The organism is Dactylosporangium sp. CA-092794 (assembly GCF_050948465.1).
Lineage (GTDB): Bacteria > Actinomycetota > Actinomycetes > Mycobacteriales > Micromonosporaceae > Dactylosporangium.
The window spans coordinates 9,126,159-9,151,692 of the sequence record NZ_CP192044.1 but is presented as its reverse complement, the minus strand read 5'-3'; the positions used below and the strand labels follow the sequence as shown (position 1 = coordinate 9,151,692).

24 protein-coding genes and 1 tRNA gene are annotated in these 25,534 nt (G+C 72.3%); 15 read left to right on the top strand and 10 right to left on the bottom strand.

The annotated features are described in order from the left end of the window. Position 1 precedes the first annotated feature (1 nt). Genes ACQPXD_RS39215 through ACQPXD_RS39195 form a run of 5 tightly spaced genes read left to right on the top strand, consistent with a single transcriptional unit; the run spans position 2 to position 4,523 of the window. A complete protein-coding gene (locus ACQPXD_RS39215) occupies positions 2–997 on the top strand; it encodes a TIGR03842 family LLM class F420-dependent oxidoreductase (protein ID WP_432827202.1) in 996 nt (331 codons plus the stop codon). Beyond that, complete coding sequence (locus ACQPXD_RS39210; protein ID WP_432827200.1) at positions 994–1,854, top strand: ABC transporter permease; 861 nt, start codon at positions 994–996, stop codon at positions 1,852–1,854. Before ACQPXD_RS39215 ends, ACQPXD_RS39210 begins: the two co-directional genes overlap by 4 nt. After that, positions 1,851–2,609, top strand: coding sequence for an ABC transporter ATP-binding protein (locus tag ACQPXD_RS39205; protein ID WP_432827198.1), 759 nt, complete (start codon positions 1,851–1,853; stop codon positions 2,607–2,609). The genes ACQPXD_RS39210 and ACQPXD_RS39205 overlap by 4 nt, the downstream gene beginning before the upstream one ends. Continuing rightward, positions 2,606–3,364: an ABC transporter permease gene (locus tag ACQPXD_RS39200; RefSeq protein ID WP_432827196.1), complete on the top strand. Its 759-nt coding sequence runs from the start codon at positions 2,606–2,608 to the stop codon at positions 3,362–3,364. Before ACQPXD_RS39205 ends, ACQPXD_RS39200 begins: the two co-directional genes overlap by 4 nt. Before the next feature lie 22 nt (positions 3,365–3,386). Continuing rightward, positions 3,387–4,523: an ABC transporter substrate-binding protein gene (locus ACQPXD_RS39195; protein WP_432827194.1), complete on the top strand. Its 1,137-nt coding sequence runs from the start codon at positions 3,387–3,389 to the stop codon at positions 4,521–4,523. A gap of 55 nt (positions 4,524–4,578) precedes the next feature. Here ACQPXD_RS39195 and ACQPXD_RS39190 read toward each other — a convergent pair whose 3' ends face one another. Together ACQPXD_RS39190 and ACQPXD_RS39185 are read right to left on the bottom strand one after the other, a co-directional pair. Continuing rightward, entirely contained in the window at positions 4,579–5,355 is a 777-nt protein-coding gene (locus tag ACQPXD_RS39190; RefSeq protein WP_432827192.1) for a class II aldolase/adducin family protein, read from the bottom strand. Beyond that, the gene (locus tag ACQPXD_RS39185) at positions 5,352–6,311 is read right to left on the bottom strand and encodes a C-terminal binding protein (protein ID WP_432827190.1); all 960 of its coding nucleotides are present in this window, start codon (positions 6,309–6,311) and stop codon (positions 5,352–5,354) included. The genes ACQPXD_RS39190 and ACQPXD_RS39185 overlap by 4 nt, the downstream gene beginning before the upstream one ends. Positions 6,312–6,465: 154 nt before the next feature. Between ACQPXD_RS39185 and speB the strand changes: the two genes are divergently transcribed. Next, positions 6,466–7,419 (top strand): agmatinase, encoded by a 954-nt coding sequence (gene speB / locus ACQPXD_RS39180; RefSeq protein WP_432827188.1) that lies wholly within the window; start codon positions 6,466–6,468, stop codon positions 7,417–7,419. A 687-nt stretch (positions 7,420–8,106) separates the two neighbouring features. Here the strand turns inward: speB and ACQPXD_RS39175 are convergent. Both ACQPXD_RS39175 and ACQPXD_RS39170 read right to left on the bottom strand, forming a co-directional pair. Beyond that, a complete protein-coding gene (locus tag ACQPXD_RS39175) occupies positions 8,107–8,967 on the bottom strand; it encodes an EamA family transporter (protein ID WP_432827186.1) in 861 nt (286 codons plus the stop codon). 161 nt (positions 8,968–9,128) lie between these two features. Further along, positions 9,129–10,469 carry an aspartate aminotransferase family protein gene (locus ACQPXD_RS39170; RefSeq protein ID WP_432827184.1) on the bottom strand — a complete coding sequence of 447 codons (1,341 nt, stop codon included), beginning with the start codon at positions 10,467–10,469 and terminating at the stop codon, positions 9,129–9,131. A 79-nt stretch (positions 10,470–10,548) separates the two neighbouring features. On the opposite strand from ACQPXD_RS39170, the gene ACQPXD_RS39165 reads away from it, so the two are divergent. Continuing rightward, the gene (locus ACQPXD_RS39165) at positions 10,549–11,163 is read left to right on the top strand and encodes a pyridoxamine 5'-phosphate oxidase family protein (RefSeq protein WP_432827182.1); all 615 of its coding nucleotides are present in this window, start codon (positions 10,549–10,551) and stop codon (positions 11,161–11,163) included. Here ACQPXD_RS39165 and ACQPXD_RS39160 read toward each other — a convergent pair. Genes ACQPXD_RS39160 through ACQPXD_RS39150 form a run of 3 tightly spaced genes read right to left on the bottom strand, consistent with a single transcriptional unit; the run spans position 11,154 to position 14,467 of the window. Next, on the bottom strand, positions 11,154–13,133 hold the full coding sequence (locus ACQPXD_RS39160; protein ID WP_432827180.1) for a sensor histidine kinase: 1,980 nt from the start codon (positions 13,131–13,133) through the stop codon (positions 11,154–11,156). The genes ACQPXD_RS39165 and ACQPXD_RS39160 overlap by 10 nt on opposite strands. Positions 13,134–13,141: 8 nt before the next feature. Next, the gene (locus tag ACQPXD_RS39155) at positions 13,142–13,720 is read right to left on the bottom strand and encodes a D-alanyl-D-alanine carboxypeptidase family protein (RefSeq protein ID WP_432827178.1); all 579 of its coding nucleotides are present in this window, start codon (positions 13,718–13,720) and stop codon (positions 13,142–13,144) included. A 57-nt stretch (positions 13,721–13,777) separates the two neighbouring features. Further along, entirely contained in the window at positions 13,778–14,467 is a 690-nt protein-coding gene (locus ACQPXD_RS39150) for a TetR/AcrR family transcriptional regulator (protein ID WP_432827176.1), read from the bottom strand. A 63-nt stretch (positions 14,468–14,530) separates the two neighbouring features. Between ACQPXD_RS39150 and ACQPXD_RS39145 the strand changes: the two genes are divergently transcribed. Then, on the top strand, positions 14,531–14,998 hold the full coding sequence (locus ACQPXD_RS39145) for a VOC family protein (protein WP_432827174.1): 468 nt from the start codon (positions 14,531–14,533) through the stop codon (positions 14,996–14,998). Positions 14,999–15,019: 21 nt separating this feature from the next. On the opposite strand, the gene ACQPXD_RS39140 is transcribed toward ACQPXD_RS39145, so the two are convergent. Then, the gene (locus ACQPXD_RS39140; protein ID WP_432827172.1) at positions 15,020–15,289 is read right to left on the bottom strand and encodes a hypothetical protein; all 270 of its coding nucleotides are present in this window, start codon (positions 15,287–15,289) and stop codon (positions 15,020–15,022) included. A gap of 350 nt (positions 15,290–15,639) precedes the next feature. On the opposite strand from ACQPXD_RS39140, the gene ACQPXD_RS39135 reads away from it, so the two are divergent. Further along, entirely contained in the window at positions 15,640–16,509 is an 870-nt protein-coding gene (locus ACQPXD_RS39135; RefSeq protein WP_432827170.1) for an AraC family transcriptional regulator, read from the top strand. A gap of 72 nt (positions 16,510–16,581) precedes the next feature. Here the strand turns inward: ACQPXD_RS39135 and ACQPXD_RS39130 are convergent, their stop codons facing one another. Continuing rightward, positions 16,582–17,157, bottom strand: coding sequence for a TetR/AcrR family transcriptional regulator (locus tag ACQPXD_RS39130; protein ID WP_432827168.1), 576 nt, complete (start codon positions 17,155–17,157; stop codon positions 16,582–16,584). 84 nt (positions 17,158–17,241) lie between these two features. On the opposite strand from ACQPXD_RS39130, the gene ACQPXD_RS39125 reads away from it, so the two are divergent. Next, a complete protein-coding gene (locus ACQPXD_RS39125) occupies positions 17,242–18,192 on the top strand; it encodes an NADP-dependent oxidoreductase (protein ID WP_432827166.1) in 951 nt (316 codons plus the stop codon). Here ACQPXD_RS39125 and ACQPXD_RS39120 read toward each other — a convergent pair. After that, positions 18,176–19,081: an SDR family oxidoreductase gene (locus ACQPXD_RS39120; RefSeq protein ID WP_432827164.1), complete on the bottom strand. Its 906-nt coding sequence runs from the start codon at positions 19,079–19,081 to the stop codon at positions 18,176–18,178. The genes ACQPXD_RS39125 and ACQPXD_RS39120 overlap by 17 nt on opposite strands. Positions 19,082–19,165: 84 nt before the next feature. Here ACQPXD_RS39120 and ACQPXD_RS39115 point away from each other — a divergent pair, with 84 nt between their 5' ends. The 5 genes from ACQPXD_RS39115 to ACQPXD_RS39095 all read left to right on the top strand — a co-directional run bounded on the left by ACQPXD_RS39115 (position 19,166) and on the right by ACQPXD_RS39095 (position 25,372). Then, positions 19,166–19,744, top strand: coding sequence for a TetR/AcrR family transcriptional regulator (locus tag ACQPXD_RS39115; protein ID WP_432827162.1), 579 nt, complete (start codon positions 19,166–19,168; stop codon positions 19,742–19,744). A gap of 546 nt (positions 19,745–20,290) precedes the next feature. Beyond that, entirely contained in the window at positions 20,291–21,562 is a 1,272-nt protein-coding gene (locus tag ACQPXD_RS39110) for a hypothetical protein (RefSeq protein ID WP_432827160.1), read from the top strand. Beyond that, positions 21,559–22,872, top strand: coding sequence for a DUF4041 domain-containing protein (locus ACQPXD_RS39105; protein WP_432827158.1), 1,314 nt, complete (start codon positions 21,559–21,561; stop codon positions 22,870–22,872). Before ACQPXD_RS39110 ends, ACQPXD_RS39105 begins: the two co-directional genes overlap by 4 nt. A 161-nt stretch (positions 22,873–23,033) precedes the next feature. After that, a tRNA-OTHER gene (locus tag ACQPXD_RS39100) sits at positions 23,034–23,161 on the top strand. 51 nt (positions 23,162–23,212) lie between these two features. After that, positions 23,213–25,372 carry a hypothetical protein gene (locus ACQPXD_RS39095; protein WP_432827156.1) on the top strand — a complete coding sequence of 720 codons (2,160 nt, stop codon included), beginning with the start codon at positions 23,213–23,215 and terminating at the stop codon, positions 25,370–25,372. Positions 25,373–25,534: the final 162 nt, after the last annotated feature.

Below are 25,534 nucleotides of genomic sequence, written 5' to 3'. Positions count from 1 at the left end.
CATGGACGTAGGCGTGGTGCTGCAGTGCGACCCGCCCGCGATGGGCGTGGTGGAGCTGGCCAAACAGGCCGAGGCGGCCGGGTTCAGCCACGTGTGGACGTTCGACTCGCACGTGCTGTGGCAGGAGCCGTTCGTCATCTACAGCAAGATCCTCGCCGACACCGAGCGGGTCGTCGTCGGGCCGATGGTGACCAACCCGGGCACCCGCGACTGGACCGTCACCGCGTCGCTGTTCGCCACCCTCAACGAGATGTACGGCAACCGCACCATCTGCGGCATCGGGCGCGGCGACTCGGCGGTGCGGGTGCTCGGCTCCCGCCCCACCACCCTCGCCGAGCTGCGCGAGTGCGTGCAGGTGATCCGGGAGCTCGGCAACGGCCGCGAGGTGCACCTGCGCGACCGGGACCTGAAGTTCGCCTGGGCCGCCGACAGCCGGCTCGAGGTGTGGGTGGCCGCCTACGGGCCCAAGGCGCTCGCGCTGACCGGCGAGGTCGGCGACGGGTACATCCTGCAGCTGGCCGACCCCGACATCGCCGCCTGGATGATCACGGCGGTGCGGGCGGCGGCCGAGAAGGCGGGCCGGGACCCGGCGGCGATCAAGTTCTGCGTCGCCGCCCCGGCCTACGTCGGCGACGACCTGGCGCACCAGCGGGAGCAGACCCGCTGGTTCGGCGGCATGGTCGGCAACCACGTCGCCGACATCGTGTCCCGCTACGGCGCCGACGGCGCGGTGCCGACCGTCCTCACCGACTACATCAAGGGCCGCAAGGGCTACGACTACGCCGAGCACGGCCGGGCCGGCAACGTCCACACCGATTTCGTCCCCGACGAGGTGGTGGACCGCTTCTGCATCCTCGGCCCGATCGAGCGGCACCTCGAGCGCCTCGCCGAGCTCAAGGAGCTCGGCGTGGACCAGTTCGCCCTGTACCTGCAGCACGACGCGAAGGAGTCCACGCTCGCCGCCTACGGCGAGCACGTCATCCCGGCCGTTTCATGAAACGACTCTTCGGTGCCCTCGCGGGCCTCGCCGTCTTCGTCGCCCTCTGGGAGGGCTACAAGGCGGTCGGGCGCCCCGAGGGCACCACCCTGTTCGGGGTGCCCGTGCTGCCCCACGCCGACGACCTGTCGATGCCGCACCTGTACACCGTGGTACAGCGCCTGTTCCGCCCGGAACTGGCCGGCGGGCGGCCGATCTGGCGGGTGGTCGTCGACGCGTGCCTGTTCACCCTGGGCGTCACCGCGGTCGGCTTCGCCGCCGGCGTGCTCATCGGCTTCGTGCTCGCCGCGCTCATGCAACGCTTCCGGGTCGTGGAGCGCGGCCTGCTGCCCTACGTCGTGCTGTCCCAGACCGTGCCGCTGGTCGCGCTGGCGCCGCTGGTGGCCGGCTGGAGCGGCGCGCTGTCCTTCGGCCCGTACCCCTGGCAGGACTGGATGACCGTGTCGACGATCGCCGCCTACCTCGCGTTCTTCCCGGTCGCCGTGGGCCTCCTGCGCGGGCTGCAGTCGCCGTCGGCGAGCGGCGTCGAGCTGATGCGCAGCTACGCCGCCGGCTGGTGGCGCACGTTCGTCAAGCTGCGGCTGCCCGCCGCGCTGCCGTTCCTGTTCCCGGCCCTGCGCCTGGCCGGCGCGGCCGCGGTCGTCGGCGCCGTGGTCGGCGAGATCTCCACCGGCACCCGCGGCGGGATCGGGCGGCTGATCATCTCGTACTCCCAGGAGGCCACCTCTGACCCCGCCAAGGTCTACACCGCGATGCTCGGCGCGGCCGTGCTCGGCCTGGTCGTCGCCGCCTTCGTCTCCCTGCTCGAGCTCCCCCTCATGCGCCATCGCCGTCGAGTCGAGGTGAACGTCATATGACCGCCGTATCGCTCGACGGCGTCAGCAAGGTGTTCAACCAAGGGCGCGCCGACGAGGTGACCGCACTGTCCGAAGTGGACCTCACCGTCGGCAGCGGACAGTTCGTGTCCCTCATCGGGCCCTCCGGCTGCGGCAAGTCCACCCTGCTGCGGCTCATCGCCGACCTCATCCCGCCCACCGCCGGCGCCGTCACCGTCGCCGGGAAACCGGCCCGGCAGGCCCGCCGCGAGCAGGAGTACGGCATCGCCTTCCAGCAGGCCGGCCTCTTCGAGTGGCGCACCGTGCGGCGCAACGTCGAGCTGCCGCTGGAACTGCGCAAGGTGCCGCGGCAGCAGCGGCGCGACCGGGCCGAGGAGATGCTCGCGCTGGTCGGGCTGTCCGAGTTCGGCGGCCACTACCCGGCCCAGCTCTCCGGCGGCATGCAGCAGCGCGTCGCGATCGCCCGGGCCTTGGCGGTACACCCGCCGCTGCTGCTCATGGACGAGCCGTTCGGCGCTCTGGACGAGATGACCCGGGAGCGGCTGCAGGGCGAACTGCTGCAGATCTGCGCCAAGACGAAGACCTCCACCGTGTTCGTCACCCACTCCATCTCCGAGGCCGTGTTCCTGTCCGACAAGGTCGTCGTCATGTCGGCCCGGCCCGGCCGGATCACCGCCACCATCGACATCGCCCTGGGCAGGCGGGACGAGGCCGTGCGGCAGTCGGCGGAGTACTTCGAGCACGTCACCGCCGTGCGCAAGGCGCTGCGCGCATGAAATACCTGCGGACCGTCCTGCCGCCCGTGCTCGTGGGCATCCTCGCGATCGCCGGCTGGGAACTGACCGTCAAGGCCGGGCGGATCGCGCCGTTCATCCTGCCCGCCCCGTCGGCGATCTGGGCCGAGCTGGTCGAGCAGCGCGGCAACGTGTTCGACGCGGCCCTGGCCAGCGGCGCCAACGCGCTCGCCGGCCTGATCGGCGGCGCGGTCGTCGCCGTGCTCGTCGCCATGGCCACCAGCCGGGTGCGGCTGCTCAGCGAGATCTCGGTGCCCTTCGCCGCCGTGCTCAACGCGCTGCCGATCATCGCCCTCGCCCCGATCCTCAACAACATGTTCGAGACCACCAGCAGCGTGCCGCGCCGGCTGGTGGCCGGCATCATCGTGTTCTTCCCGGTCTTCATCAACACGCTGCGCGGCCTGCGGGAGGTCGACCCGACCCACCGCGAGCTCATGGACAGCTACGCCGCCGGCGGGTGGACCTTCGCCCGCCTGGTCCGGCTGCCGGGCGCGCTGCCGTATGTGTTCACCGGCCTGCGACAGGCGTCGTCGCTGGCCGTCATCGCTGCGGTCGTCGCGGAGTACTTCGGCGGGCTGCAGGACGGGCTCGGGTCGCGCATCACCTCCGCCGCCGCGTTCACCGCATACCCCCGCGCGTGGGCATTCGTGGTCGGCGCCTGCGTCCTCGGGCTCGTCTTCTACCTCACCACGCTCCTGCTGGAGCGGATCGCGACACCCTGGAAGACCCGTTCCTAAACGGCAACCCGGAGGATCCCCCATGAGAAGAGTGCGCCTCATCGGCGCCGTGGCGGCGGCAGGACTCGTCCTGGCCGGCTGCGGTACCGCCGACAACACCGGTTCCCCGTCGACCACCACCAGCGGCGGGCTCACCGTGGTCAAGCTGCAGCTGCAGTGGTTCTACCAGGCCCAGTTCGCCGGCTACATCGCCGCCGTGGACAAGGGCTTCTACAAGGAGCAGGGCCTCGACGTACAACTGCTGGAAGGCGGCGTGGACATCGTGCCGCAGACCGTCCTGGCGCAGGGCAAGGCCGACTACGCCGTGGCCTGGGTGCCCAAGGCCCTCGCCTCGCGCGAGCAGGGCGCCGGCATCACCGACGTCGGGCAGATCTTCGCCCGCTCCGGCACCTACCAGGTCGCCTTCGCCGACTCCGGCATCAAGGAGCCCAAGGACTTCAAGGGCAAGAAGGTCGGCAACTGGGGCTTCGGCAACGAGTTCGAGCTCTTCGCCGGCATGACCAAGGCCGGGCTCGACCCGGGCAAGGACGTCACCCTGGTCCAGCAGCAGTTCGACATGCAGGCGCTGCTGAAGAAGGAGATCGACGTCGCGCAGGCCATGTCGTACAACGAGTACGCGCAGCTGCTGGAGGCCACCAACCCGGCCACCGGGCAGCTCTACAAGCCCGAGGACTTCTCCATCATCGACTGGAAGTCGGTCGGCACCTCGATGCTGCAGGACGCCGTCTGGGCCAACACCGACAAGCTCAAGGACAAGGCATACCAGGACCAGACGGTGAAGTTCCTGACCGCCACCGTCAAGGGTTGGGCGTACTGCCGGGACAAGCCGGAGGAGTGCCGCGACATGGTCGTGGCGAAGGGCTCCAAGCTCGGCAAGACGCACCAGCTGTGGCAGATGAACGAGGTCAACAAGCTCATCTGGCCCTCGCCGCTGGGCGTCGGCCTGATCAGCGAGGGTGACTGGTCGCGCACCGTCGACATCTCCCTGACCACCAAGAACCAGACCGGTGACACGGTGCTCAAGAAGAAGCCCGAGGGCCTGGACCACACCAACGAGTACATGCAGAAGGCCCTTGACGCCGCCAAGGCCGCCGGCGTCGACATCAACGGCACCTCGTTCTCCCCGCAGACGGTCACCCTGACCGCCGGCGGCGCCTGACCTGCCGTGGGGGCGGCCGCCGCCGGCCGCCCCCACGCCTCCCGCCGCGCGGGGTTCAGTCGGCGTAGTCGGGCGCCACCCGCGCCACCAGGCGCAGCATCGCCGCCCAGGCGAGGTCGTTGGCCTGGGTGTCGGCGAACGTGTCGCCGACGTCCTCCAGGTTGAGCTGCCGGGCCGTGCGCTCCGCGACCGCCGGGCTCGGGATGACCAGCTCGCCCGACCCGTGCTGCGCCTCGACCTGGATCTGGCAGGCGCGGTCCAGATAGAACATCCGCAGGAAGGCCGCCCCCGGCGTCTCGCCGACGGTGAGCAGCCCGTGGTTGCGCAGGATCAGCGCGTTGTGGGTGCCGATGTCGGCGACCAGGCGCTGCTGCTCGTCGAGGTCGAGCGCGACGCCTTCGTAGTCGTGGTACCCCACGCGGTTGTAGAACTCCATCGACATCTGGTTCAGCGGCAGCAGCCCGCCGGCCTGCGCGGCCACCGCACAACCGGCCTTGGTGTGGGTGTGCAGCACGCACTTCGCGTCGTGCCGGGCCAGGTGGATCGCGGAGTGGATGACGAAGCCGGCCGGATTCACCCGCATCGACCCTTCGCGGACCGCCTGGCCGTCGGCGCCGATCTCCACCAGCGACGAGGCCGTGATCTCCTCGAACAGCAGGCCGTAGGGGTTGATGAGGAAGCGGTCCCCGGTGCCGGGCAGGCGCGCCGAGATGTGGGTGTAGATCAGGTCGGTCATGCCGAAGTGCGCGACCAGCCGGAAGACCGCCGCCAGTTCGCGGCGGGCCTCGATCTCGGTCTGGGTCTGGGTCTCGGTCTCGATGTTCGCTGTCATGGTCTCCCTTGTGGTTCGGCCGGCCGCGCCACGATCCCCGCGGGGGTCTCGCCGCGCAGCACCGCCGCGACGGCGGCGGCCGCACGCTCCCCGCCCTCGCGGACGGCGTCGCTCGACCACCAGGCGATGTGCGGGGTCAGCACGGCGCGGCTGGCGCGCAGCGGGTGGTCGGCGGGCAGGGGCTCGACGTCGTAGACGTCGAGGGCGAGGCCGGCTAGGCGGCCCGACGCGAGCGCCTCACCGAGCGCGTCGCCGTCCACGATCGGGCCGCGAGCGACGTTGACGAGCATCGCGCCGGGCCGGAGGCGGGCGAGCCGCTCCCGGTCGAGCAGGCCGCGGGTCCGCTCGGTGAGGGCGAGGTGGACGCTGACGACGTCGGCGGCGGCGAGCAGGGTGTCGAGGTCGGCGACCAGCTCGACGCCGCCGGGCCGCTCGGCGGGCGGCACCCGCGGCGCCCAGGCGAGCACCCGCATGCCGAGCGCCGATGCGCGCCGGGCCAGCCCGCGGCCCGTCCGGCCGAGGCCGAGGATGCCGAGCGTGGTACCGGCGATCCGCCGCGGCGTGCCCGAGGCGCCGGGCGCGACCCGCCAGCCGCCGGAGTGCAGCGCCCGGTCGTGGAGGCTGACCTGGCGCAGGAGGTCGAGGACGAGCGCGAGCGCGTGGTCGGCGACCTCCTCGACGCAGTAGTCGGGCACCGAGGTGACCCACGCGCCGCGCCGGGCGAGCCGGTCGACGGGGAGGTTGTCGTAGCCCGCGGAGGTCGACGCGACGATCCGCAGGCCCGTCATCGACTCGATCAGCCCGTCGGCCAGCCGGGTGCCCGGCCCGGCGACGATCGCCGTGACATCCCCGGGATTGCCGAGGTCGGCGACGATCCGGGCGCCCGGGATCAACTCGGCGGCCCGCTCGGCACTGAGGATCCGGTCGAGCACCGCGACCACGGGCGGGTCGCTCACCGCGCGATCATCTCGAGGATCTCCGGATTGCGGCCGGCGGTCATGTGGGGAGCCCTTTCCGCTCTTCGGTCGGTCAGAGGATCACGATACGGTCGGCGATGGCGAGCATGCCGTCCATCACGCTCCTCGACAACGGCACCGGAGGAATTCGTATATGACGGACAAGCCGGAGATCCCGCTCGGCCCGGTCGACGCGTCGGTGGTCCCGCGCTGGGCGGGCATCGCGACCTTCGCGCGCCTGCCGCGGCTGGAGGAGGTTTCCGCCTACGACGTCGCGATCGTCGGCGTTCCGTTCGACACGGGGGTCAGCTACCGGCCGGGCGCGCGATTCGGCCCGGCGGCGATCCGCGAGGCGAGCCGGCTCCTGCGGCCGTATAACCCGGCGCTCGACGTCTCGCCGTTCGCCGCCCGGCAGGTCGTCGACGCCGGTGACATCGCGGCCAACCCGTTCCACATCGGCGAGGCACTCGCGCAGGTCGAGGAGGGCGCGACCCGGCTGATCGGCGACGGCCGGCGCCTGGTCACCCTGGGCGGCGACCACACGATCGCGCTGCCGCTGCTGCGGGCGATGCACAAGCACTACGGCCCGGTGGCGCTGCTGCACTTCGACGCCCACCTCGACACGTGGGACACGTACTTCGGGGAGCCGTACACGCACGGCACGCCGTTCCGCCGGGCCACGGAGGAGGGGCTGCTCCGCGCGGCGCACACCACCCACGTGGGCATCCGCGGGCCGCTCTACAGCAAGCGGGACCTCGAGGACGACGAGCGGCTCGGCTTCGGCATCGTCTCGTCGCTGGACTTCCAGCACCGCGCGCTGCCCGAGCTGATCGAGCGGATCAGGGCGCGCGTCGGCGGCCATCCGGTGTACGTCTCCATCGACATCGACGTGCTCGACCCGGCGCACGCACCGGGCACCGGCACCCCGGAGGCCGGCGGTCTCACCAGCCGGGAGCTGCTCGCCGTGCTGCGGGGGCTCGACGGCGCGAACATCGTCGGGGCCGACGTGGTCGAGGTGGCGCCGGCATACGACCACGCGCAGCTGACCACGATCGCGGCGTCACACGTGACCTACGACCTGATCAGCCTGATGGCGCGGCATGTCTAGTTGATGGTCAGGCGGCCGTCGCGGGCTGGGCGTCGGTGGCCACCGGTGGGGGCACCAGCGGTCAGCGCCGACCCGGGGCGGTGCGGTGCGGATGTCGCACCAGGCGGGCGCAATCTGCGATGTGCGCGGCCGGGGCGGACGTATGTCTCCGTGATCATGATGTCCGCCGTGGCCGCACCGCGGTTTGCCATGATCCCGGAGCCTTTCGGTACACGGGGGTACATCAGCATTCCGCGATCATGAAAAACCGTTGGTGTCGATGCCCGGGTGTGCATGATCACGGAGACTTCCGGTCGCGGCGCCGTGCCGCGCGGCGTGTAGCGCACGACGGGTGCGATCGCGCCCGCCCCTGCGTGTTGGGGCGGGCAGGGGCGGGCACCGCTTGGTCGCCGGCGGGCATGGCGGCCGGCGGTGCCGGTTCCCGGGCGGTGCCGGCCGGCGCCGGGGTGCGGGTGAGCGCGGCGGCTTCGGGCCGGCCGCCACCGGACCGCACGCGGCGCATAGGGGGGTGTGCCGGTCTGTGGCGGACACGCCAAGCTCATCCACCGCGCCGGCGGACGTGACCAACAACCGTCGTCGGGCGGTCGATTGTTTGCCGGCGCAGCGGTGATCGATAGGAAGCGAGAGATCTCCGGTACGTGACGATCTCACCGTCGCCGGGCTGAGATTTCGTTGACGTGCGGGAAGTCAGAGACTGATCGCTGCGATGCCGGCCAGGACGACGGCGGCGCCGCTGATGCGGCGTGCGAGCTGGTCTTCTTGGAACAGTCGCCATGCCAGGAGTGATCCGATGACGATGGAGGACTCGCGCAGCGGTGCGACCAGCGCGACGGGCGCGGTTTGTATGGCGGTGAGAACGAGGATGTAGGCCAGTGGCGAGAGTACTGCGATCGTCAGGACCGGGGCCGCATCGACCCGGGCGGTGGCCGGGAGTCGAGCTCGTCGGCGCAGCGCGCTTGGCGTCAGGATCAGGCTCTGAACGAGCAATGTTCCGGCGTAGTAGGTCACGGGAGCCAGGTGCAAGGCGGTGACCGAATAGCTGTCCCAGAGGGTGTAGGCGGCGATAGCGGCACCGGTGACGCCGCCCCAGAGCAGGCCGCGCATGGGGCGGTGGTGGCGGCTTCGGAACGGGTTGCCGGTGACCACGACGACGCCGGCGACGACCGTGAGGGCTCCGAGCATCGCCAGCCCGCTGGGTCGCTCGCCAAGGATGAGGATGGCGACGAGCATCGACAGCACCGGCCCGGTTCCGCGGGCGACCGGGTAGACCACGCCGAGTTCGGCGCGGTCGTATCCGGCCTGCAATGTCAGGGAGTACGCCAGGTGCAGCGCCGCCGAGACGACCGCGCCGACCGCAAGCTGCCAGTTCAGGGGTTGCGCCTCGGAGGTCGCGACGGCGGCGCCGATCGGGACGCACAGGACGGCCGAGGCGCACGTGTAGGCCCAGACGAACAGGACGGTGTCGCCGCGTTTGTATTTCGACACCGTATTCCAGACGGCGTGCGCCACGGAGGCGATCAGGACGAGGGCGATCGTGCCCGGCTGCATCAGAGGATGTCGCGGATCGCGAGAGCGGCGGCCAGAGCATCGACGGCGACGAGCTTAGCACTTCGTCGATGGCGGCGAGGGCCGTGTCGTAGGCGGCCGGGTCCCGGGACGGCGGACGAGCGGGCCGGGCCGCCCGCTCGTCCACCGGCGCCGGCGCCGGGTCAGGCGGCGTAGGCGTCGGCGGCGTCCAGGGCGTCGTCGATGGCGTCGATGCCCTGCAGGAGCTCGTCCTCGGTGATGACCAGGGGCGGGACCACGTGGACGCGGTTGAAGTGGGTGAACGGCCACACGCCGCGGGCCTTGCAGCCGGCGATCACCTCGGCCATCGGCTTCGCGGCCGGGCCGGCGGCGTTGTACGGCACCAGCATCTCCCTGGTGTCGCGGTCGCGGACCAGCTCGATCGCCCAGAACAGGCCAAGGCCGCGCACGTCGCCGACGCTCGGGTGGCGGTCGCGGAGCTTCTCCAGGCGCGGGCGGACCACCCGCTCGCCGAGGTCGCGGACCCGCTCGTTGATCCCCTCCTCGTGCATGACCTCGATCGTGGCGACCGCGGCGGCGCAGGCGAGCGGATGTCCCGAGTACGTCAGGCCGCCGGGGAACGGGCGCTCGGCGAACGTCTCGTAGACGCGCGGGCCGAGGATGACGCCACCCAGCGGTACATAACCGGAATTGACGCCCTTGGCGAAGGTGATCAGGTCGGGCACCACGCCCCAGTGGTCGACCGCGAACCACTCGCCGCAGCGGCCGAACCCGCTCATCACCTCGTCGGCGATGAGCAGCGCGCCGTGGCGGTCGCACAGGTCGCGCACGCCGGCGAGGTAGCCCGGCGGGGGAACCAGGATGCCGTTGGTGCCCACCACCGACTCCAGGACGACGGCCGCGATCGTGTGCGGGCCCTCCAGCGTGAACACCTCCTCCAGGTGGGCCAGCGCCCGCTCGGTCTCCTGCTCGGGGGACTCGGCGTGGAAGGGGGAGCGGTACGGGTACGGCCCGAAGAACCGCACGACGCCCGGCATCGCGGGCTCGTTCGCCCAGCGGCGCGGATCGCCGGTGAGCGTGATCGAGCCGGTCGTGGCGCCGTGGTACGACCGGTAGGCGGCCAGAATCTTGTGCCGGCCGGTGGTGCCGCGGGCCATCCGGATCGCGTGCTCGTTGGCCTCCGTGCCGCCGTTGGTGAAGAACACGTGCTCCAGGTCGCCCGGGGCGACCTCGGCGATCAGCCGCGCGGCCTTGCCGCGGGCCGCGTTGCCGAAGGTCGGCGCGATCGTGGTGAGCTTCCCGGCCTGCTCCTGGATGGCGGCCACGACCCGGGGGTGCTGGTGGCCGAGGTTGAGGTTGACCAGCTGGGAGGCGAAGTCGAGGTACCGCCGGCCGCTCTCGTCCCAGAACGTGGCGCCCAGGCCGCCGTCGACGACGACGGGATCGAGGGTTCGCTGGGCCGACCAGGAGTGGAAGACGTGCGCGCGGTCGTCGCGATATGCGTCGGTGGGTTGTCCCGTCATGAGCTGAAACTAATGGCACACGTCCGGCCGTACAATATCCGCTCTGTTTCAGGTTGTTACGGCGTCTATTCTGGCGTACATGCAGATCACCTCGGCAAGAGAGCTGGAGGAGCTGCTCGGGTCGCCGAAGCCCCGGGCCGTGAGCAAGGAACGCGACCGACTCTGCCCGACCGACCGCGACTGGCTGGGCCTGTCGCCCTTCGTCCTCGTCGGCACGTCCGACGCGGAGGGCAACTGCGACGTCTCGCCCAAAGGAGACCCGCCCGGCTTCACCCACGTCATCGACGACCGCACGATCGCGCTGCCGGAGCGGCCCGGCAACCGCCGCGCCGACGGGTACCACAACATCATCGAGAATCCGCACGTCGGGCTCGTCTTCCTGATCCCCGGCCGGGGCGAGACGCTGCGCATCAACGGCCGCGCCCGGCTGCTGACCGACGCGCCGTGGTTCGACGAGCTCGTCGTCGAGGGCCACCGCCCGATCCTGGCCCTGGTCGTCGACATCGACACGATCTTCTTCCACTGCCAGAAGGCGTTCATGCGCTCCAAGCTGTGGAAGCCCGAGGCCTGGACGCCCGACGCGCTGCCTTCCCACGCGACGCTGGTCAAGAGCGTGCAGGACACGCCCGAGACCCTTGAGGAGCTCGAGGCGTACTACGACGAGTCCAACTACCGCCAGGGCCTCTACGCCTGACCCGGTCGTTGCGGTGCGCTTTGGCCGCGGGGCACCCAGAACTCGACCTCGGTGCCCCGGCCCGGCCGGCTGAAGATCTCCGTGCGCCCGCCCAGGTCGGCGATGCGGCCGCGCATCGACTGGGCCACCCCCAGCCGGCCGGCGTCGGCGGCCTCGGCGAGGCGCTCGGGGGCGAAGCCGACCCCGTCGTCGCGGACCGTCACCCGCACCGCGTCGTCCTCGTCCTCCACCAGCACCCACGCCCGGGCGCCCGGGCCCGCGTGGCGGCGGACGTTGTCCAGCGCCGCCCGCACCGCGGCGGTCAGCTCCGCCGCCGCCGCGTCGGCCAGCAGCACCGGCTCGGCGGGCGCGGCCACCTGGACCGCGGCGGAGGCCAGGGTGGAGAACCCGGCCCGCAGGTCCCGCTGCGCGGCGCGCCGCCCCGGCGGCGGTGAGATGTCGCCGCCGCCGCTGAGCAGGCTGCGCAGGGCGATCTCCTGCTCGCCGGCGAGGGCGGCCAGCCGGGGGCCGGCGCCGCCGAGCTCGCCGCCGTGGCGCTGCATCAGGGCCAGCACCTGCAGCACGCCGTCGTGGATCGGGCGGGCCAGCCGGTTGCGCTCGGCCTCGGCCGCCTCCTGGCGGATCTGCTCGGCGTGCCGGCGCTCGGCCCGCCGGTGCGCCCACTGCTGCGCCAGGCCCAGCCCGCCGACCGCGGCCGCCGCGGCGAGCAGTAGCACGGCCGACGTGGTCAGGTTGAAGTGCGCGCTACGGGAACCGTAGGTGGTCGCCATGACCTGCTGCCCGCCGGCCGCCACCAGGGCCGCGAGGGGGCCGAGGACGGCCGGCACGGCGCCGGCGGGTGCCAGGGCCGACGCGCAGGCGCCGACGACCGCGGCCACCACCGCGCCGACGAGGACCGCGATCACGAGGCCCGGGACGAAGCCCTGGCGAGCCGGTAGGACCGGGTCGCCCCCCGTCGCCGCTTGGAAGAGATACAGCGCCACCGCCACCACCCCGGCGACCGCGGCCGCCACCGGGAACCGCCGGCGGCCCCCGGCGAGGACGGCGCCCGCCACCAGACCGGCGACCACCGCGACCACGGCCGGCGACGTGAGCTGGATCCCGTACGCCACCAGGAGCATCGGCGCCGCCATGCCTACCTGCACGGCCGCCGCCGTCAGCACGCCGCCCACCGACCACGGCCCGGTCATGGCGGCGAGGCACAGCACGACGACGATCCCGATGGCCCCGACGACCGCATCGGCGACGATCTGGTGCCGGAACAGGGTGTCCTCGCGCAGGCCGAGCAGCCTGGAGACCAGCTGGACGCTCAGCAGCGACAGCGAGAAGACGATCGCCAGGGCCAGCCCGCCGGCCAGGACGAGCCGCAGCCGCGACCATTCCCAGCGGCGTCCGGTGTCCGGCCGGGCGGCCGGGTCGCCGCCGCGCAGCAGCCACACCGCCGGCACCATCGCCGCGAGCCCCAGCGCGATGGCCGCCGGATACCACGGCACCGCGGCGGTCGCCGGCCGCCGCCACCACGGGTTCTCCAGGAGCGAGGTCACCAGCGGCGCACCGATCGTCAGCCCCGCGACGATCGCGCCCCACCGGCCGGCGCCCTGCCGCAGCAGCGACTGGGCCGCGGTCAGGCCGCCGACGACCAGCAGCGGCCGCCCACCGGTGCTCACCGCGTCGACCCACGCCGGATACGGCGTGCCGACGAGGAAGGCCAGCGGCTGCAGCACGGCGGCCACCCCGCCGGCGAGCAGCGCCACCGGCCACCGGCGCAGCCCCGCCAGCCCGGCGACGATCGCGACGACCGGCACCGCGATGGCGACCGCGGCGAGCGGGTCGTGGCTGCGCACCCGCTCCGGCACGTCGAACAGCGACACCGACACGCCCGGCCGGCTCCAGTGCGTGGACGTGACCACGAGCAGCGCCGCCCCGCCCACGCCGGCCACGATGGTGGCGATCCGCCGTGCCTGCTCCATGCGGGACATCATGGCCGATCGGCCCCGGCCGCGCAGACCCGTCGATCCCCCGCGAGGCCGGGATGCGGCAGCCGGACCGGCGGCCCGTCCGGCCGGTACTCGAAGTGCCACCACTCGTTGTCGTAGGGCCGGTACAGCCGATAGCGCCCGCCGTGCCGCTCCAGCCAGCGCGCCCCTTCGCTCGGCCGCACGTCCAGCGCCGTCCCCGCCACGTGCCGCGACGCGTGCGGCGGCAGCACCCGCCGCCACGCCGCCTCGACCGACCCGTCCCGCGCCACCGCGGCGGCGAACAGGCGCGCCTGTTCGAGCGGGTCGCGGTACCCCGAAGTGAGCCCGATCAGCTCACCGTCGCACCACAACGCCTCGGCCCGCGCCCCCTCGAACGCGTCGCGGGTTTCCGGCGTCAGCCCCGCGAGGTCCTCGGCGGGAAACCGCGCCGCCAGCGCCCACTGGCACGCCAGGTGCCGCGCCCGCCCCGGCGCCACGACCCAGGCCACCGGCACCAGCACCACGGCGATCCCCCGGGTGACGATGCGGTACACCACATCGCGCCGCCGCGCGGCCTCGAGTCCATCGATGCTCGGCATAGGGGGACTCTCTCGCCCGCACCGCCCCGCGCACCTGAGTCGCGCTACCCAATCCCACTAGGTAGCGGCACTCTCCCGAAGCAGCTGCTGGGTGGCGGCGCCGGTCAGCCACGTGCGGTACCGCTGCGGGCTCCACCGGCAGTGCCGCCGCAAGAGCTGATGGGTGTGCGGTGAGGCCAGGGCGTAGAGGATGTCCGCGGCCGTCTGCGCGCTCAGGCCGGGCCGCAGCGCGCCCGCGCGGTGCAGGGTCTGCGTCAGCGTGAGCCAGAGCTGCCGGGTGGCGCGCGACCCGGCGTCGGCGGCGGCGCGCATGTCGGGGTCGGCGTCGGCGGCCTGCACGGTGACCATGATGAGGTCGCCGGCCCGCTCGAACAGCGCCACCGTGTAGTCGATCGCGCGGCCGATCGCCGCGCGCGGGTCGGTCTCGTCGAAGGCGTCCCGGATCTCCGGCCGGTCGGCCACCGCGACGGGCCGCTCGTCGCCGACGGTGGCCACGTCGAGCAGGTGCCGGAAGAGGTCGGCCTTGCCGGGGAAGGCGGCGTAGACGGTGCGCTCGCCGACCCCCGCGGCGTGGGCGATGTCGCGGATGGTGGTGACGACGTAGCCCCGCTCGACGAAGAGCGCGGACGCCGCTTCGCGGATGCGCGCCTTCGTCCGGGCGGCGGCCTCGGCGCGCTGGGGCGCGTGGTAGTGGCGGCCGGCGGGCTCGTCGGGTCCCTCGCCGGGTCGCTTGACGCGGGGTGGCATGGCGGCCATCATACACAGGTATTGGCAGCAGTTATGCTGCAGCGAAATTCTGCGGAGGTAGCCATGACCACCCGTGAGCTGGCCGGGGTGCATCACGTGAAGATCCCGGTGACCGATCTGGCCCGGTCGCTGGGCTGGTACCGGCAGGTGTTCGGGCTGCGCCCGACGGTGGAGTTCCGCGACGCCGACGGGGTGGTCCGCGGCTTCGTCGGCGACGTACCGGGCCTCGGCGCCACCACCGTCGGGTTTCGCGTCAACCCGGCCGCCGCCGAGGGCTGCCGCGGCTTCGACCCGGTCAGCTTCGCCGTGCACACCCGCGACGACCTGGAGGCGTGGGCCTCGCACCTGGACCGCCTCGGCGTGCGGCACTCGCCGGTGATCGAGGCGTCCATCGGCTGGCTGCTGGTCTTCGACGACCCGGACGGCCTCGCGCTGCACCTGTACACCTGGGCCGAGCACGGCATCGACCAGTCGCACCGCCCCGGCTACGGCCGGGCGATCACCGACCCGGACGGCTGGCAGCCGAACTGACCGGCCCCTCGTCGGTACCGTTCACCACTGCGCGTCGTCGAGATTGGACACCGTGTTCGCGAGGACCGTGAGGCCCGTCGGCAGGTGGGCCAGCTCGATCCACTCCTGTTCGGTGTGCTCAGCCGCGTCGGTGGTCACGCCGATCGCGATCGCCGGCACCCCGGCCGCGTAGGCGGCGTTGGCATCGGTGCTCGCCGCGACCGGCCGCGCCGGCCGCCCTTCCTCGCGGCGAGTTCTTCGGTGCGGGCGACCACCCGCCCAGCTGCGTCCGTCACCGCTCCACCCGACCATGCTAACCCGCCCTTGCGCAGCGGTCATCGATCTGCCCGGTCGGGGCGGGCAGATGTCTCCGTGATCATGATGCTCGCGGTGACCGCACACCGGGTTTGCCATGATCCCGGAGCCTTTCGGTACACAGGGGTACATCACCACTCCACGATCACGAAAAACCGTTGGTGCCGATGCAGAGTGCGGCATGATCGCGGAGACTTCCGGTCGCTATGCCGTGCCGCCAAGGAGCGGACGATCGGCGTTGTTCTCACGGGTCGGAGGCATGGGCGGGCACACGATCGGATCGGGCCACAGCGGTCGGGCGGGGGCGGGGTGTGTTCGGCCAGGGTTGACGGTGAAAGGAGGGCCTCGTGATCTCGGCACTCAACCGGCTCGTCGACCTTGTCGAGGAGCGCCTCACCGGGGAGCTGGACGTCCACGGGTTGGCCAGGGCGCTCGGCACGACCGAGTACCACCTGCGCCGGATGTTCTCGTCGTTGGCCGGCATGCCGCTGTCGGAGTACGTGCGGCGGCGCCGCATGACCGTCGCGGCTGCCGAGGTCGTCCGGGGCGCGGACGATCTGCTGAGCATCGCCGTCCGGCACGGATATGGCTCAACCGAGGCGTTCGGACGTGCCTTCCGGGCGGTCCACGGCGCCGGCCCCGGTGAGGTACGCCGTGACGGAGGCCCTCTTCGCACGCAACCACAGGTCAGGTTCCGCCTGATCGTCGAAGGGAGCACGCCCATGGACACCCGCATTGTCGAGCGGCCCGCGTTCCGGCTCGTCGGACACGCGGCCCGGGTTCCGCTGATCCACCACGGCATCAACCCCCACATCCAGCGGCACATCGCCGCATTGCCGCAGGAGGAGCATGTCCGGCTGAAGACCCTCAGCGACACCGAGCCCGCGGGCCTGCTGCAAGTCTGCGACGATCTCGACCCCGACGGTACCGAAGGTAGCGAACTGACCTACCTCCACGGGGTCGCTGTGGCTCGGGACACGCCGGCCCACGACGACCTCGACGCCATCGCGGTGCCGGCCGGCACGTGGGCGGTCTTCCGCACCGCCGGGCCCCACCCGCAGGCGCTGCAGGAGACCTGGGCCGCGACCGCGACCGCGTGGTTCCCGTCCAACCCGTGGCGGCTGCGGCCAGGTCCCTCGATCGTCGCGGTCCTGGAATGCGCGGATGACTTCAGCACCGCGACCTGCGAGCTGTGGTTGCCCGTCGAACCGGCGTGACAGATTCCGCGGAACCCGGAGGGCCCCCGACGATTCGGGGGCCCTCCTTTTTGCCATTGTCCTGAAAGAGCTTTATGAGCGGGCCGTCGGGGCCAGCGGCGCGACCGCCTCGTGCAGCTCGGCGGCGGCCTGGGCGACGAGCTCGGCGAGGGTCGCGTCCGGCTCGGCCAGCCAGCGGGACGTGGCGCGCCGGGAGATCGCGGTCGCCACGTCGATGATGAAGCGTGCCTTGCCGGGCTCGACGCCGCGGCGCTCGAGCGCCCGCGCGAGCGCGTCGGCGATGTCGGCGAGCTTGATCAGATCGCGCTCGGCCAGGGCCGGGCTGGCGGCGATCACCCTGACGCGGCGCAGCAGGAACTCGCGCGGGCGAAAGATCTCGTCGGCGGTCCCCAGCGCGGTCAGCAGCGCCTCGATCGGTGCGAGGCCCGGGTCGGCCGCCTCGACCTGGGCGACGAGGTGGGCCTCGAGCTCGTTGCCGGCGAAGAGGACTTCCCGCTTGTCGGGGAAGTAGCGGTAGAAGGAGCGCTCGGTCAGACCGGCGGTGCGCGCGATCTGCGCGACCGAGGTGCGCTCGAACCCCTGCGCCTCGAACAGGTCGAGCGCCGCGCGCTCGAGCCGGCCCTGTGCGTCGGACTCCCATCGCGGCATGCCCACCAGGATATGACAGCAGAGGCTGTCGTCGTTGTGGTACCGTCAATGACAACAGATGCTGTCATCAAGCGGGAGATCGCCATGAAGGCTCTTCAGTTCGACCGGTTCGGCTCCCCGGACGTGATCGTGCTCCGCGACGTCGGAAAGCCGGAGCCGCGACCCGGCCAGATCCGGATCGCCGTGCGGGCGTGCGGCCTGACCCCGGCCGACTGGGTGGTCGTCGACGGCCTCTTCGCCGACCGGCTGCCGCCGCTGCCGCGCGGGCTCGGCCTCGAGATCGCGGGCACCGTCGACGCGCTCGGCGAGGGCGTCACCGGCGTCGCGATCGGCGACCGTGTGTTCGGCCCGGCGACCTTCGACGGCCCGACGGCCGGCGCCGCCGAGTATGCGCTGATGGCGGCCTGGGCACGCATTCCCGATGGCGTCACCGCCGAGCAGGCCGCCGCGCTGCCGATGGCGGCCGAGACGGCGTGGCGCGCGCTCGACGACCTCGGCGTCCAGCCGGGTGAGCTGCTGCTCGTCCACGGCGCGGGCTCCACCGTGGGCGAGGCGGCGGTGCGCTTCGCGCTGCACCGGGGTGTCCGGGTGATCGCCACCGCCGGGCCGACCCGGGCCGCCGCCCTGGAAGCGATCGGCGCCCAGGTCACCGGCTACGGCGACGGCATGGCCGAGCGCGTCACCGCACTGGCCGGAGGCCGCGTCGACCGCGCCCTGGACGCGGCCCCGACCGGCGGCCGGATCGACCGCGCCGACCAGGCCAGCCCGGCGGGCGGCGCACTGCCGACCCTGATCGGGCTGACCGGCGACCCCGACCGCGTGCTCACCGTCTCCGACTTCGCCGCCGCGGCCGAGCTGGGCGCCCGGGTCACCACCGAGATCCGCTACGACCACATGGGCGAGTTCGCCCGGCTGGCCGGCGAGGGCGTCCTGGTCGTGCCGGTCGCCCGCACCTACACGCTCGACCAGATCCACGAGGCGGCCGAGCTCAGCCAGTCCCGCCGGCCCGGCGGCAAGCTCATGCTCGTCCTGTGACGTCCTTGGCGGGTTGGATGTTCTCCAGGTCCTCGAGGAGGCTGGGGTGCGTGGGCTGCCACCCGAGGACCTCGCGGGTGTGGGCGCTGGAGGCCGGCTGATCCATGGCGAAGATCGGTCCGAACGGGCCGAAGTTCTCCTGCGGTACCGCCTCGACCGGCAGGCCGAGCCGCCGGCCGATGACGGTCGCGATGTCTCGTACCGCGTCGCCCTCGTCGGCCACGGCGTGCCAGGCCGTCCCGGCGGGGGCCGACTCGAGAGCCAGCCGGAACAGGACCGCCGCGTCGAGCGCGTGCACGGCCGGCCAGCGCTGGGTGCCGTCGCCGGGGTAGCCGGACACGCCGGTGCGGCGCGCCTGATCCGTCAACAGGCCGGCGAATCCGCCCTTGCCCTCGTTGTGGACCGTGCGCGGCATGCGGACGGCCGTGCCGCGCACGCCGCGCGCGGCCAGATCCAGCAGCGCGTTGACCGAACGGCCGCGACCGCCCACCGGCCCCTCGGTCGGCGCGGGGTCGGTCTCGGTGGAGCGGCGGCCCGGCACCCAGGGCGTGCCCGAGACCGTGACGATCGGACGATCGCTGCCGAGCAGTTCCTCGCCCAGCGCGGCGAGCGCGGCGCCCTCCTCGGCGATCGACCTCGCGACGGCCTCGCCGGTGCTGTAGTCGCTGCCGAACGCCAGGCTGATCACGCCGTCGGACTGCGCGGCGCCGGCCCGCAGGACGTCGAGGTCGGCCAGCTGTCCGCGCAGCACCTGGGCGCCGGCCTCGGTGAGGGCCTGCGCGGACCTGTCCGAGCGGGCCAGCGCGAGAACGGTGTGACCGTTGGCGAGCAGTTCGGCAACGACGGCGGAGCCGATGGTGCCGGTACCGCCGGTGACGAAAACGTGCATGAGGCGCTCCTCAAGTGACGAGACCATTGTCCCATCACCATACACACCGACGGTACACTTGTCCCGTCACCTATGATGTTGTTCATGGCCCGATGGCAACCGGAGACGACCCAGCGACTCGTCATCGCGGCCGTCGACCTGTTTACCGAGCAGGGGTACGACGCCACCACGGTGGCGCAGATCGCCGAGCGCGCCGGCGTTACCAAGAGCACCTTCTTCCGGCACTTCTCCGACAAGCGTGAGCTGCTGGTCGCCGGCCAGGAGACCCTGAGCCGGTTGCTCGCCGAGGGGATCGCCGAGGCGCCCGCGGACGCCAGCCCGCTCGAGGCGGTCGCCGCCGGTCTGGAACGCGCGTCCAGCGCCATGGGGCCGACGAACCGCGAACTCGGCCCCCGCCTGAAAGCCGCCGTAGCGGCCAGCACCGAACTTCAGGAGCGAGACGCCCTCAAGAGCGTCGGTCTCGCCGCCGCCATGACCGCCGCGCTCCTCGCCCGCGGTGTCCCCGACCCGACCGCGCACCTCGCCGCCGAGCTGGGAGTCCTTGCCTTCAAGCGGGGCTACGCCCAGTGGTCCGAAGACGATCGTGACGACACACAAGGGCTCGCGCACCATGCGCTGGCCGCCCTGCAGGACCTGCGCACGGCAACGGCGTCGCTGGGCTGACCGCGGCCGTGCGGGGGACCGATATCGCCGAAACCGTTGATCGGGCCGGGTCCGTCCTCGGAATGCGGCTCGTCATATCGGACCTCGGCGACCGGCCCACGCTCCCCGACCTGTTGCTCGGTGAGAGTTCCGATGCCGCCTGGGCCGGCGCCCGCGGATGGGCCTACGACCTCGGCGCGATGCTGGACCGTTCGCGCGCCGTCGTTGCCGAGGCTCGCCTTCGTCTCCAACGTGACCTGGCCGGCGGCGCCGACGGTGGCGTGGGCGCAGCGGTGCGGCAGGGGTTAGCCCGCTTGGTCGGCATCGTGCCGGACGCGGACGCGGCCGCCATCGAGAACGAGTTCTCCAGCGCCGGCAGCCTCCTCGAGCCCGGCGCCGCCGACGTGCTGTGGCCCGCGGACACCGCCGCTGGTGGCTTCCGGAATGCGTCGTTCCGTCGGATGACGTGGTGTCGTCCGAACCGGTTGACGCTCCGGGTTGGCCTTACCGCAGGCGGCGCGGACTGCGAAGATGTCGCCACGATGCACCGGATCACCGGGAGTTGCAGTGGCACGACGTGGCTTCTTCGCGGAGCTCAACCACCAGGCGCAGCAGGCGGAACGGCGCCGGCGGCAGCAGGTGGCGGCGGCGATGCGCGCGCAGGCCGCCGCGCAGCGGGAGATGGAGCGGGCCCGGGTGAGCTTCGAGCGGGCGGCCGCCGCGGCGGAGCGGGCCAGCGCCGCCGAGCGGGCCGAGGCGCAGCGGGTCGCCGCGCGCATGCACGTCGAGGCGCGCACGGCGGAGGCGGCCGCGATGAATGCCGACCTGGTGCAGCTGTACGAGGACATCGACAATCTGCTCGCGTCGACGCTGGATGTCGACGACTTTGTCGACCTCGAGTCCCTGAAGGTCACGTCGGTGGAGCATCCGCCGTTCGACCCGGGACCGCTCGGCACGCCGGTGCCGCCCATGCCGCCGCTGGTGTATCCGCCGCAGCCGGTGTACCAGGAGCCGGTCGCGCCGAAGGGACTGTTCGGCGGGGGCCGCAGGAAGCACGAGGAGGCTGTCGCCCAGGCCCGGGCCGCGCACGAGGCGACCCACCGGACCTGGCACGAGCACTGCGGGCGGATGCACGCCGCCCACACGGCGGAGTTCGAACGCCGGCGTCAGGCCGAGCATGACCGCGTCGCCCGGCTGGGTGCGGCCGAGGAGTCGTACCGGGAGCAGTGCCGGCAGCGTGAGGCCGAGGCCGAGGCGCACAACCAGCGCATCGCGCAGTTCATCAACGAGCTGTCGTTCGATGTCGAGTCCGCCATCCAGGACTACGTCGGGGTGGTGTTGGCCAACTCCGTCTATCCGGACGGCTTCCCCGTCGGCTACGAGCACCGGTTCGACATCGGCACCCGCGAGCTCACGCTCGAAGCCGTCGTGCCGGCACCGGGCCGCGTCCCGGTGGTCAAGGAGTACCGGTACGTCAAGGCCGCGGACGAGATCACGCACACCGCGTTGCCGGTGAAGCAGCAGAAGGACCGGTACGCCGGCGCGGTGTGGCAGGTGGCGGTGCGCACCCTCCATGAGGTTTTCGAGGCCGACCGGGCCGGGAAGATCCGGTCGGTCGCGCTCACCGTCAGCACGCGGACCATAGCGCCGGCGACCGGGCTGCCCGAGGTGGTACCCCTGGTGATCGTCGCCGCCGACCGGGACACCTTCACCACCTTCGACCTGGCCAACGTGGTACCGCACGCCACGCTCGTGCATCTCGGGGCGGCGCTGTCGAAGTCGCCGTTCGACCTCGCGCCGGCCGACTCCAGCGTCGGCGTGCGGGTGCGGGGACGGTGACCGTGCGGTTCAACCCGCCGCCGGGATGGCCGCGGCCGCCGTCCGGCTGGGTGCCGCCCGCCGGCTGGAAGCCGGACCCGGCGTGGCCTCCGCCACCGGCGGGGTGGGCGCTGTGGCTGCCCGACCCGGCCGAGGCCGGCCCGGAACCCGCAGACCGACGACCGGAACCCGCGCCGCGGCGGCCCGACCCGCCCCACGACGACCGAGAGGCGCTGCGGGCCCGCATCGCCGAACTCGAAGCCGCGCTGGCGGCGCGGGAAACCTCGCGGGACGGCGAACTCGTCGAGCTCGACGACCGTCGCGTCCTGCAGGACGTGGGGATCTACCGGTACCACCACCCCCTCGAGGACGCCGCCGCCTACAAGGAGCGGCTCCGTGACGTCGAGGACGAGATGGACGGGATCATCAAGGCTGGTCACGCCGTGCTGGCCGCGGACATGTTCACCTTCTCCGGCTCGCTCGCCAAGGGCCGCAAGATGATCGCGGACCTGTCCAAGCTCATGTTGCGGGCGTACAACGCCGAGGCCGACAACTGTGTCCGCTCACTGCGTGCGGGCAACATCACGACCGCGAAGAAGCGCTTGGAGTCGGCCGTCACCGCGATCGAGAAGCTCGGCGTCATCATGGAGATGCGGATCAACCCGCAGTACCATGCGCTGCGGATTCGCGAGCTGGAGCTGACCGCCGACTTCCAGGTCAAGGTCCAGCAGGAGCGCGAGCGGGCCCGCGAGGAGCGCGAACTGCTGCGCGAGCAGCGCCGGGCCGAGCAGGAACTGGCCGCGGAGCGCGAGCGCCTGGACAAGGAGCGGGCCCACTACGCGAGCGTCATGGCCGCTATGCGGGCGAAGGGCGACGAGGCCAAGGCGGCCGAGCTGGCGGACCGGCTGGCCGAGATCGACCGGGCCATCGCGGACAACGACTACCGCATCGCGAACATCCGCGCCGGCTACGTGTACGTCATCTCGAACATCGGGGCGTTCGGCCCGGGGATCGTCAAGATCGGCATGACGCGGCGGCTGGAGCCGCTCGACCGGGTCCGGGAGCTCGGCGACGCCTCGGTGCCGTTCCCGTACGACGTGCACGCGCTGTACTTCTCCGACGACGCCGTCGCGCTGGAGCACGAGCTGCACAAGGCGTTTGCCGACCGTCGGGTGAACTTCGTCAACGAGCGGCGCGAGTTCTTCTTCGCCACGCCCTCGTCCGTGCGGGAAATCCTGCAGGAGAAGACCGGCGGGCTGCTGGAGTTCACCGAGGAGCCGGAGGCGGCGCAGTACTTCCAGAGCAAGGGGCAGTGGCCGGCCGTACGGTGATGCGCAGGTCGGCGTCCAGGCAAGCGCCGGGCCGCGCCGAGCACACGGGCTCGCGCACCGTGCGTTGGCCGGCCGGCAGGATCTGCGGACGGCGGACCAACCAGCGTGGAAGGCCTAACTCGATAGCCTCGTCGATTCGGCCCGTGGGATGATCCGCATGTGGGTCGTTAGCTCAACTGGCAGAGCATTCGGCTGAGTAGCGCGTCCGCCCCCCGCCTGTGCGGACATGGGGGCGCTTCCTTCTCCTAGCTGGACCGAAGGGTTCGGGGTTCGAGTCCCCGACGACCCACTGTGCTGCTGCAAGTGTCGATGGGTACAACCGGCGGAAACGGAGGACCGGGTGCTCGAGAAGCTGATCATCCAGAAGACGCTGCGCGTGCCGGCGAGTACCGGCGCGGCCGGCGACGGCACGCCCGTGGCCCGGCAGCTGGATGCGGCGCTGCTCGATGTCGGGTTCTCGGCGTCGCGGGCTCTGCTGGAGCACGTCGGCGCGCTGGCTCCCGGGCCGGCGCTGGATCTCGCCGCCACGGTCGTGTCCGCGGTGCGCGAGCTGGTCGGCGACCATGTTCAGCACAACGCCTATTTCATCGGCTTCCCGCACGACGTGCCGGACACCGTCGAGTTCTGGACGGAGCGGCTGCGGGCGGCCGTGCTCGCCGGCGGCGGCACGGCGACCGACGCGCAGCTGCGGGACGCGGTCGTCTCGGGCGCGGTGAACCTGCTCGACCTGCCGGGCTACGGCACCTATCAGCACACCTACGCCGAGCTGCTGGCCGCGCACGACGCGCTGATCACCGGGGCCGGCGACCGGGTGACCCTGCTGCGGCTCGGTGACACCGCCGGCGTGGAGGCGGAGCGGCTCTACCTGGCCCTGGCCGGGAGCTCGACGCCGCACGGCGAGGCGGACCTCGCGATCCTCGGCGAGCTCGCGGTCGCCTGCATGGACGGCCCGCAGCCGGCGCAGATCCCGGTGCGGGAGAACCGTGCCGTGCTCAACGGGGTCCGGCTCGTCCTCGGCCGGCCGCTGGTCTCCGTGGACACTACGACCGATGTGCTGCGCCTTGCCTGCCACGTCTCCGGCGGGGACGCCTCGCTGGTGACACCCACGCGATTTCGTGCCTTCCCGCGCCGGGAGCGGCGGATACTGCTGGCCGCGCTGAACGAGGTCGTCGCAGCGAGCCCGGACAAGCTCGGTGACGTCGTGCGCTACGCGGAGCGGTGGAAGCGGCTCGGCGAGCGGCTGCACCCGCACGAGTACACCGGGTGGCCGCACGCGCGGGAGGTGTTCGCCGTCGCGCGTGGCGAGCGGCGGGTGCGCAACCTCGCCGGCCGCGCCGAGGAGGCGATCCGCGCCGGAGCCGTCGGTCCGGCCGCGGGCGTGCTGTCGGCCGCGCCGGGTCTGCTCCTGCGCTCCGCGGACCGGCTGCTGCGGCTGGCGCCGGCGTCCGAGCGGACCGCGGTGGTCGAAGCCGTCACGGGCGCGCTCGGCTCGGCGTCGGGCCGGGTGCTCTGCGCGCTGCGGGAGCATGTCGGCAACCGGCTGACGCCCGCGTCCGCCCGGATGTACGCGAACCGCTCGCGGCGCGCGTGGGTCGGGCCGGACGAGCGGCCACCGCTGCCGGCCGGGCTGGTGGCCGAGTTGTCGGCGCTGCTCGACGCGGAAATCACCGCCCGGCTGCCGCGGTGGGAGCGGCCGCTGGTGGTCGACCCGGAGGTGCTCGACGTCGCACTGCCGCTGTCCGGCAAGGCGGCCGAGGGCGGGTTCGCGGTGCTGCCGAGGGGCTCGCGGGCATCGGTCCCCGGTGAGCTGCTGCGCTGCTTCACGTACTGGCGGCAGACCAGTCGTCGCACCGACTACGACCTGTCGGTACTGCTGCTCGACGACGACTTCCGCGGCGCGGGCCAGGTGTCCTGGACGAACTACCACCACGACGGCGTGGTGCACTCCGGCGACATCACCGAGGCGGAGAACGGTGCGACCGAGTTCATCGACGTGCCGCTGACGGTCGGCGGGCGCTACGTGGTTCCACAGGTCTACATCTATGCGGGCGAGTCGTTCGATGAGGTCGCCGAGGCGATGTTCGGCTACCAGACCCGCACCCGAGACCAGCACGGCGCCCCGTTCGACGCGCGGACCGTGCGGGCCCGTTCGCACCTGCGCGGCCAGGGCCGGGTCGCGCTGCCGATGGTGTTCGCCAAGGGCGAGCATGGCTGGCAGGCCGTGTGGCTGCACCTGTACCTGCGGGGTATGCCGTCGTTCAACCGGGTGGAGGAAAACACGTTCAACACCGCCGACCGGGTACGAGCACTGATGGAGCGGCGCTACCTCACCGTGTCCTACCTCGTCGACCGGTGGCGCACACGGGCCGAGGTGACGATGTGGAACGGCCGGCTGCCGGACGAGCCGGTCACGTTCATCGGCATCGAGGCACCCGAGGACCTGCCGGACGGATCGGAGGCATATACACTGGGCCGGCTCAGCGAGCTGATCCCTGCGTAAGCGGCGACGGCCGAGGCCATGCGGGCGCTTCCTGCTACTCCGTTCGATTCGGACCCTCCGCCAAGCGGGGGATCTGGTAATAGCGCCCGCGCTCTCCTCGGCCGCCGCTCCGCTCCTCCACCATGAGCTGTCAACCGCAGAGGGCTTCCATCCGGTTGTACC

Bases quoted from the DNA above. Each gene is read 5' to 3' on its own strand.
- ACQPXD_RS39215 (WP_432827202.1), top strand. From the start codon at position 2: ATGGACGTAGGCGTGGTGCTGCAGTGCGACCCGCCCGCGATGGGCGTG.
- ACQPXD_RS39210 (WP_432827200.1), top strand. From the start codon at position 994: ATGAAACGACTCTTCGGTGCCCTCGCGGGCCTCGCCGTCTTCGTCGCC.
- ACQPXD_RS39205 (WP_432827198.1), top strand. From the start codon at position 1,851: ATGACCGCCGTATCGCTCGACGGCGTCAGCAAGGTGTTCAACCAAGGG.
- ACQPXD_RS39200 (WP_432827196.1), top strand. From the start codon at position 2,606: ATGAAATACCTGCGGACCGTCCTGCCGCCCGTGCTCGTGGGCATCCTC.
- ACQPXD_RS39195 (WP_432827194.1), top strand. From the start codon at position 3,387: ATGAGAAGAGTGCGCCTCATCGGCGCCGTGGCGGCGGCAGGACTCGTC.
- ACQPXD_RS39190 (WP_432827192.1), bottom strand. From the start codon at position 5,355: ATGACAGCGAACATCGAGACCGAGACCCAGACCCAGACCGAGATCGAG.
- speB (WP_432827188.1), top strand. From the start codon at position 6,466: ATGACGGACAAGCCGGAGATCCCGCTCGGCCCGGTCGACGCGTCGGTG.
- ACQPXD_RS39175 (WP_432827186.1), bottom strand. From the start codon at position 8,967: ATGCAGCCGGGCACGATCGCCCTCGTCCTGATCGCCTCCGTGGCGCAC.
- ACQPXD_RS39170 (WP_432827184.1), bottom strand. From the start codon at position 10,469: ATGACGGGACAACCCACCGACGCATATCGCGACGACCGCGCGCACGTC.
- ACQPXD_RS39165 (WP_432827182.1), top strand. From the start codon at position 10,549: ATGCAGATCACCTCGGCAAGAGAGCTGGAGGAGCTGCTCGGGTCGCCG.
- ACQPXD_RS39160 (WP_432827180.1), bottom strand. From the start codon at position 13,133: ATGGAGCAGGCACGGCGGATCGCCACCATCGTGGCCGGCGTGGGCGGG.
- ACQPXD_RS39155 (WP_432827178.1), bottom strand. From the start codon at position 13,720: ATGCCGAGCATCGATGGACTCGAGGCCGCGCGGCGGCGCGATGTGGTG.
- ACQPXD_RS39150 (WP_432827176.1), bottom strand. From the start codon at position 14,467: ATGCCACCCCGCGTCAAGCGACCCGGCGAGGGACCCGACGAGCCCGCC.
- ACQPXD_RS39145 (WP_432827174.1), top strand. From the start codon at position 14,531: ATGACCACCCGTGAGCTGGCCGGGGTGCATCACGTGAAGATCCCGGTG.
- ACQPXD_RS39140 (WP_432827172.1), bottom strand. From the start codon at position 15,289: ATGGTCGGGTGGAGCGGTGACGGACGCAGCTGGGCGGGTGGTCGCCCG.
- ACQPXD_RS39130 (WP_432827168.1), bottom strand. From the start codon at position 17,157: ATGCCGCGATGGGAGTCCGACGCACAGGGCCGGCTCGAGCGCGCGGCG.
- ACQPXD_RS39125 (WP_432827166.1), top strand. From the start codon at position 17,242: ATGAAGGCTCTTCAGTTCGACCGGTTCGGCTCCCCGGACGTGATCGTG.
- ACQPXD_RS39120 (WP_432827164.1), bottom strand. From the start codon at position 19,081: ATGCACGTTTTCGTCACCGGCGGTACCGGCACCATCGGCTCCGCCGTC.
- ACQPXD_RS39115 (WP_432827162.1), top strand. From the start codon at position 19,166: ATGGCCCGATGGCAACCGGAGACGACCCAGCGACTCGTCATCGCGGCC.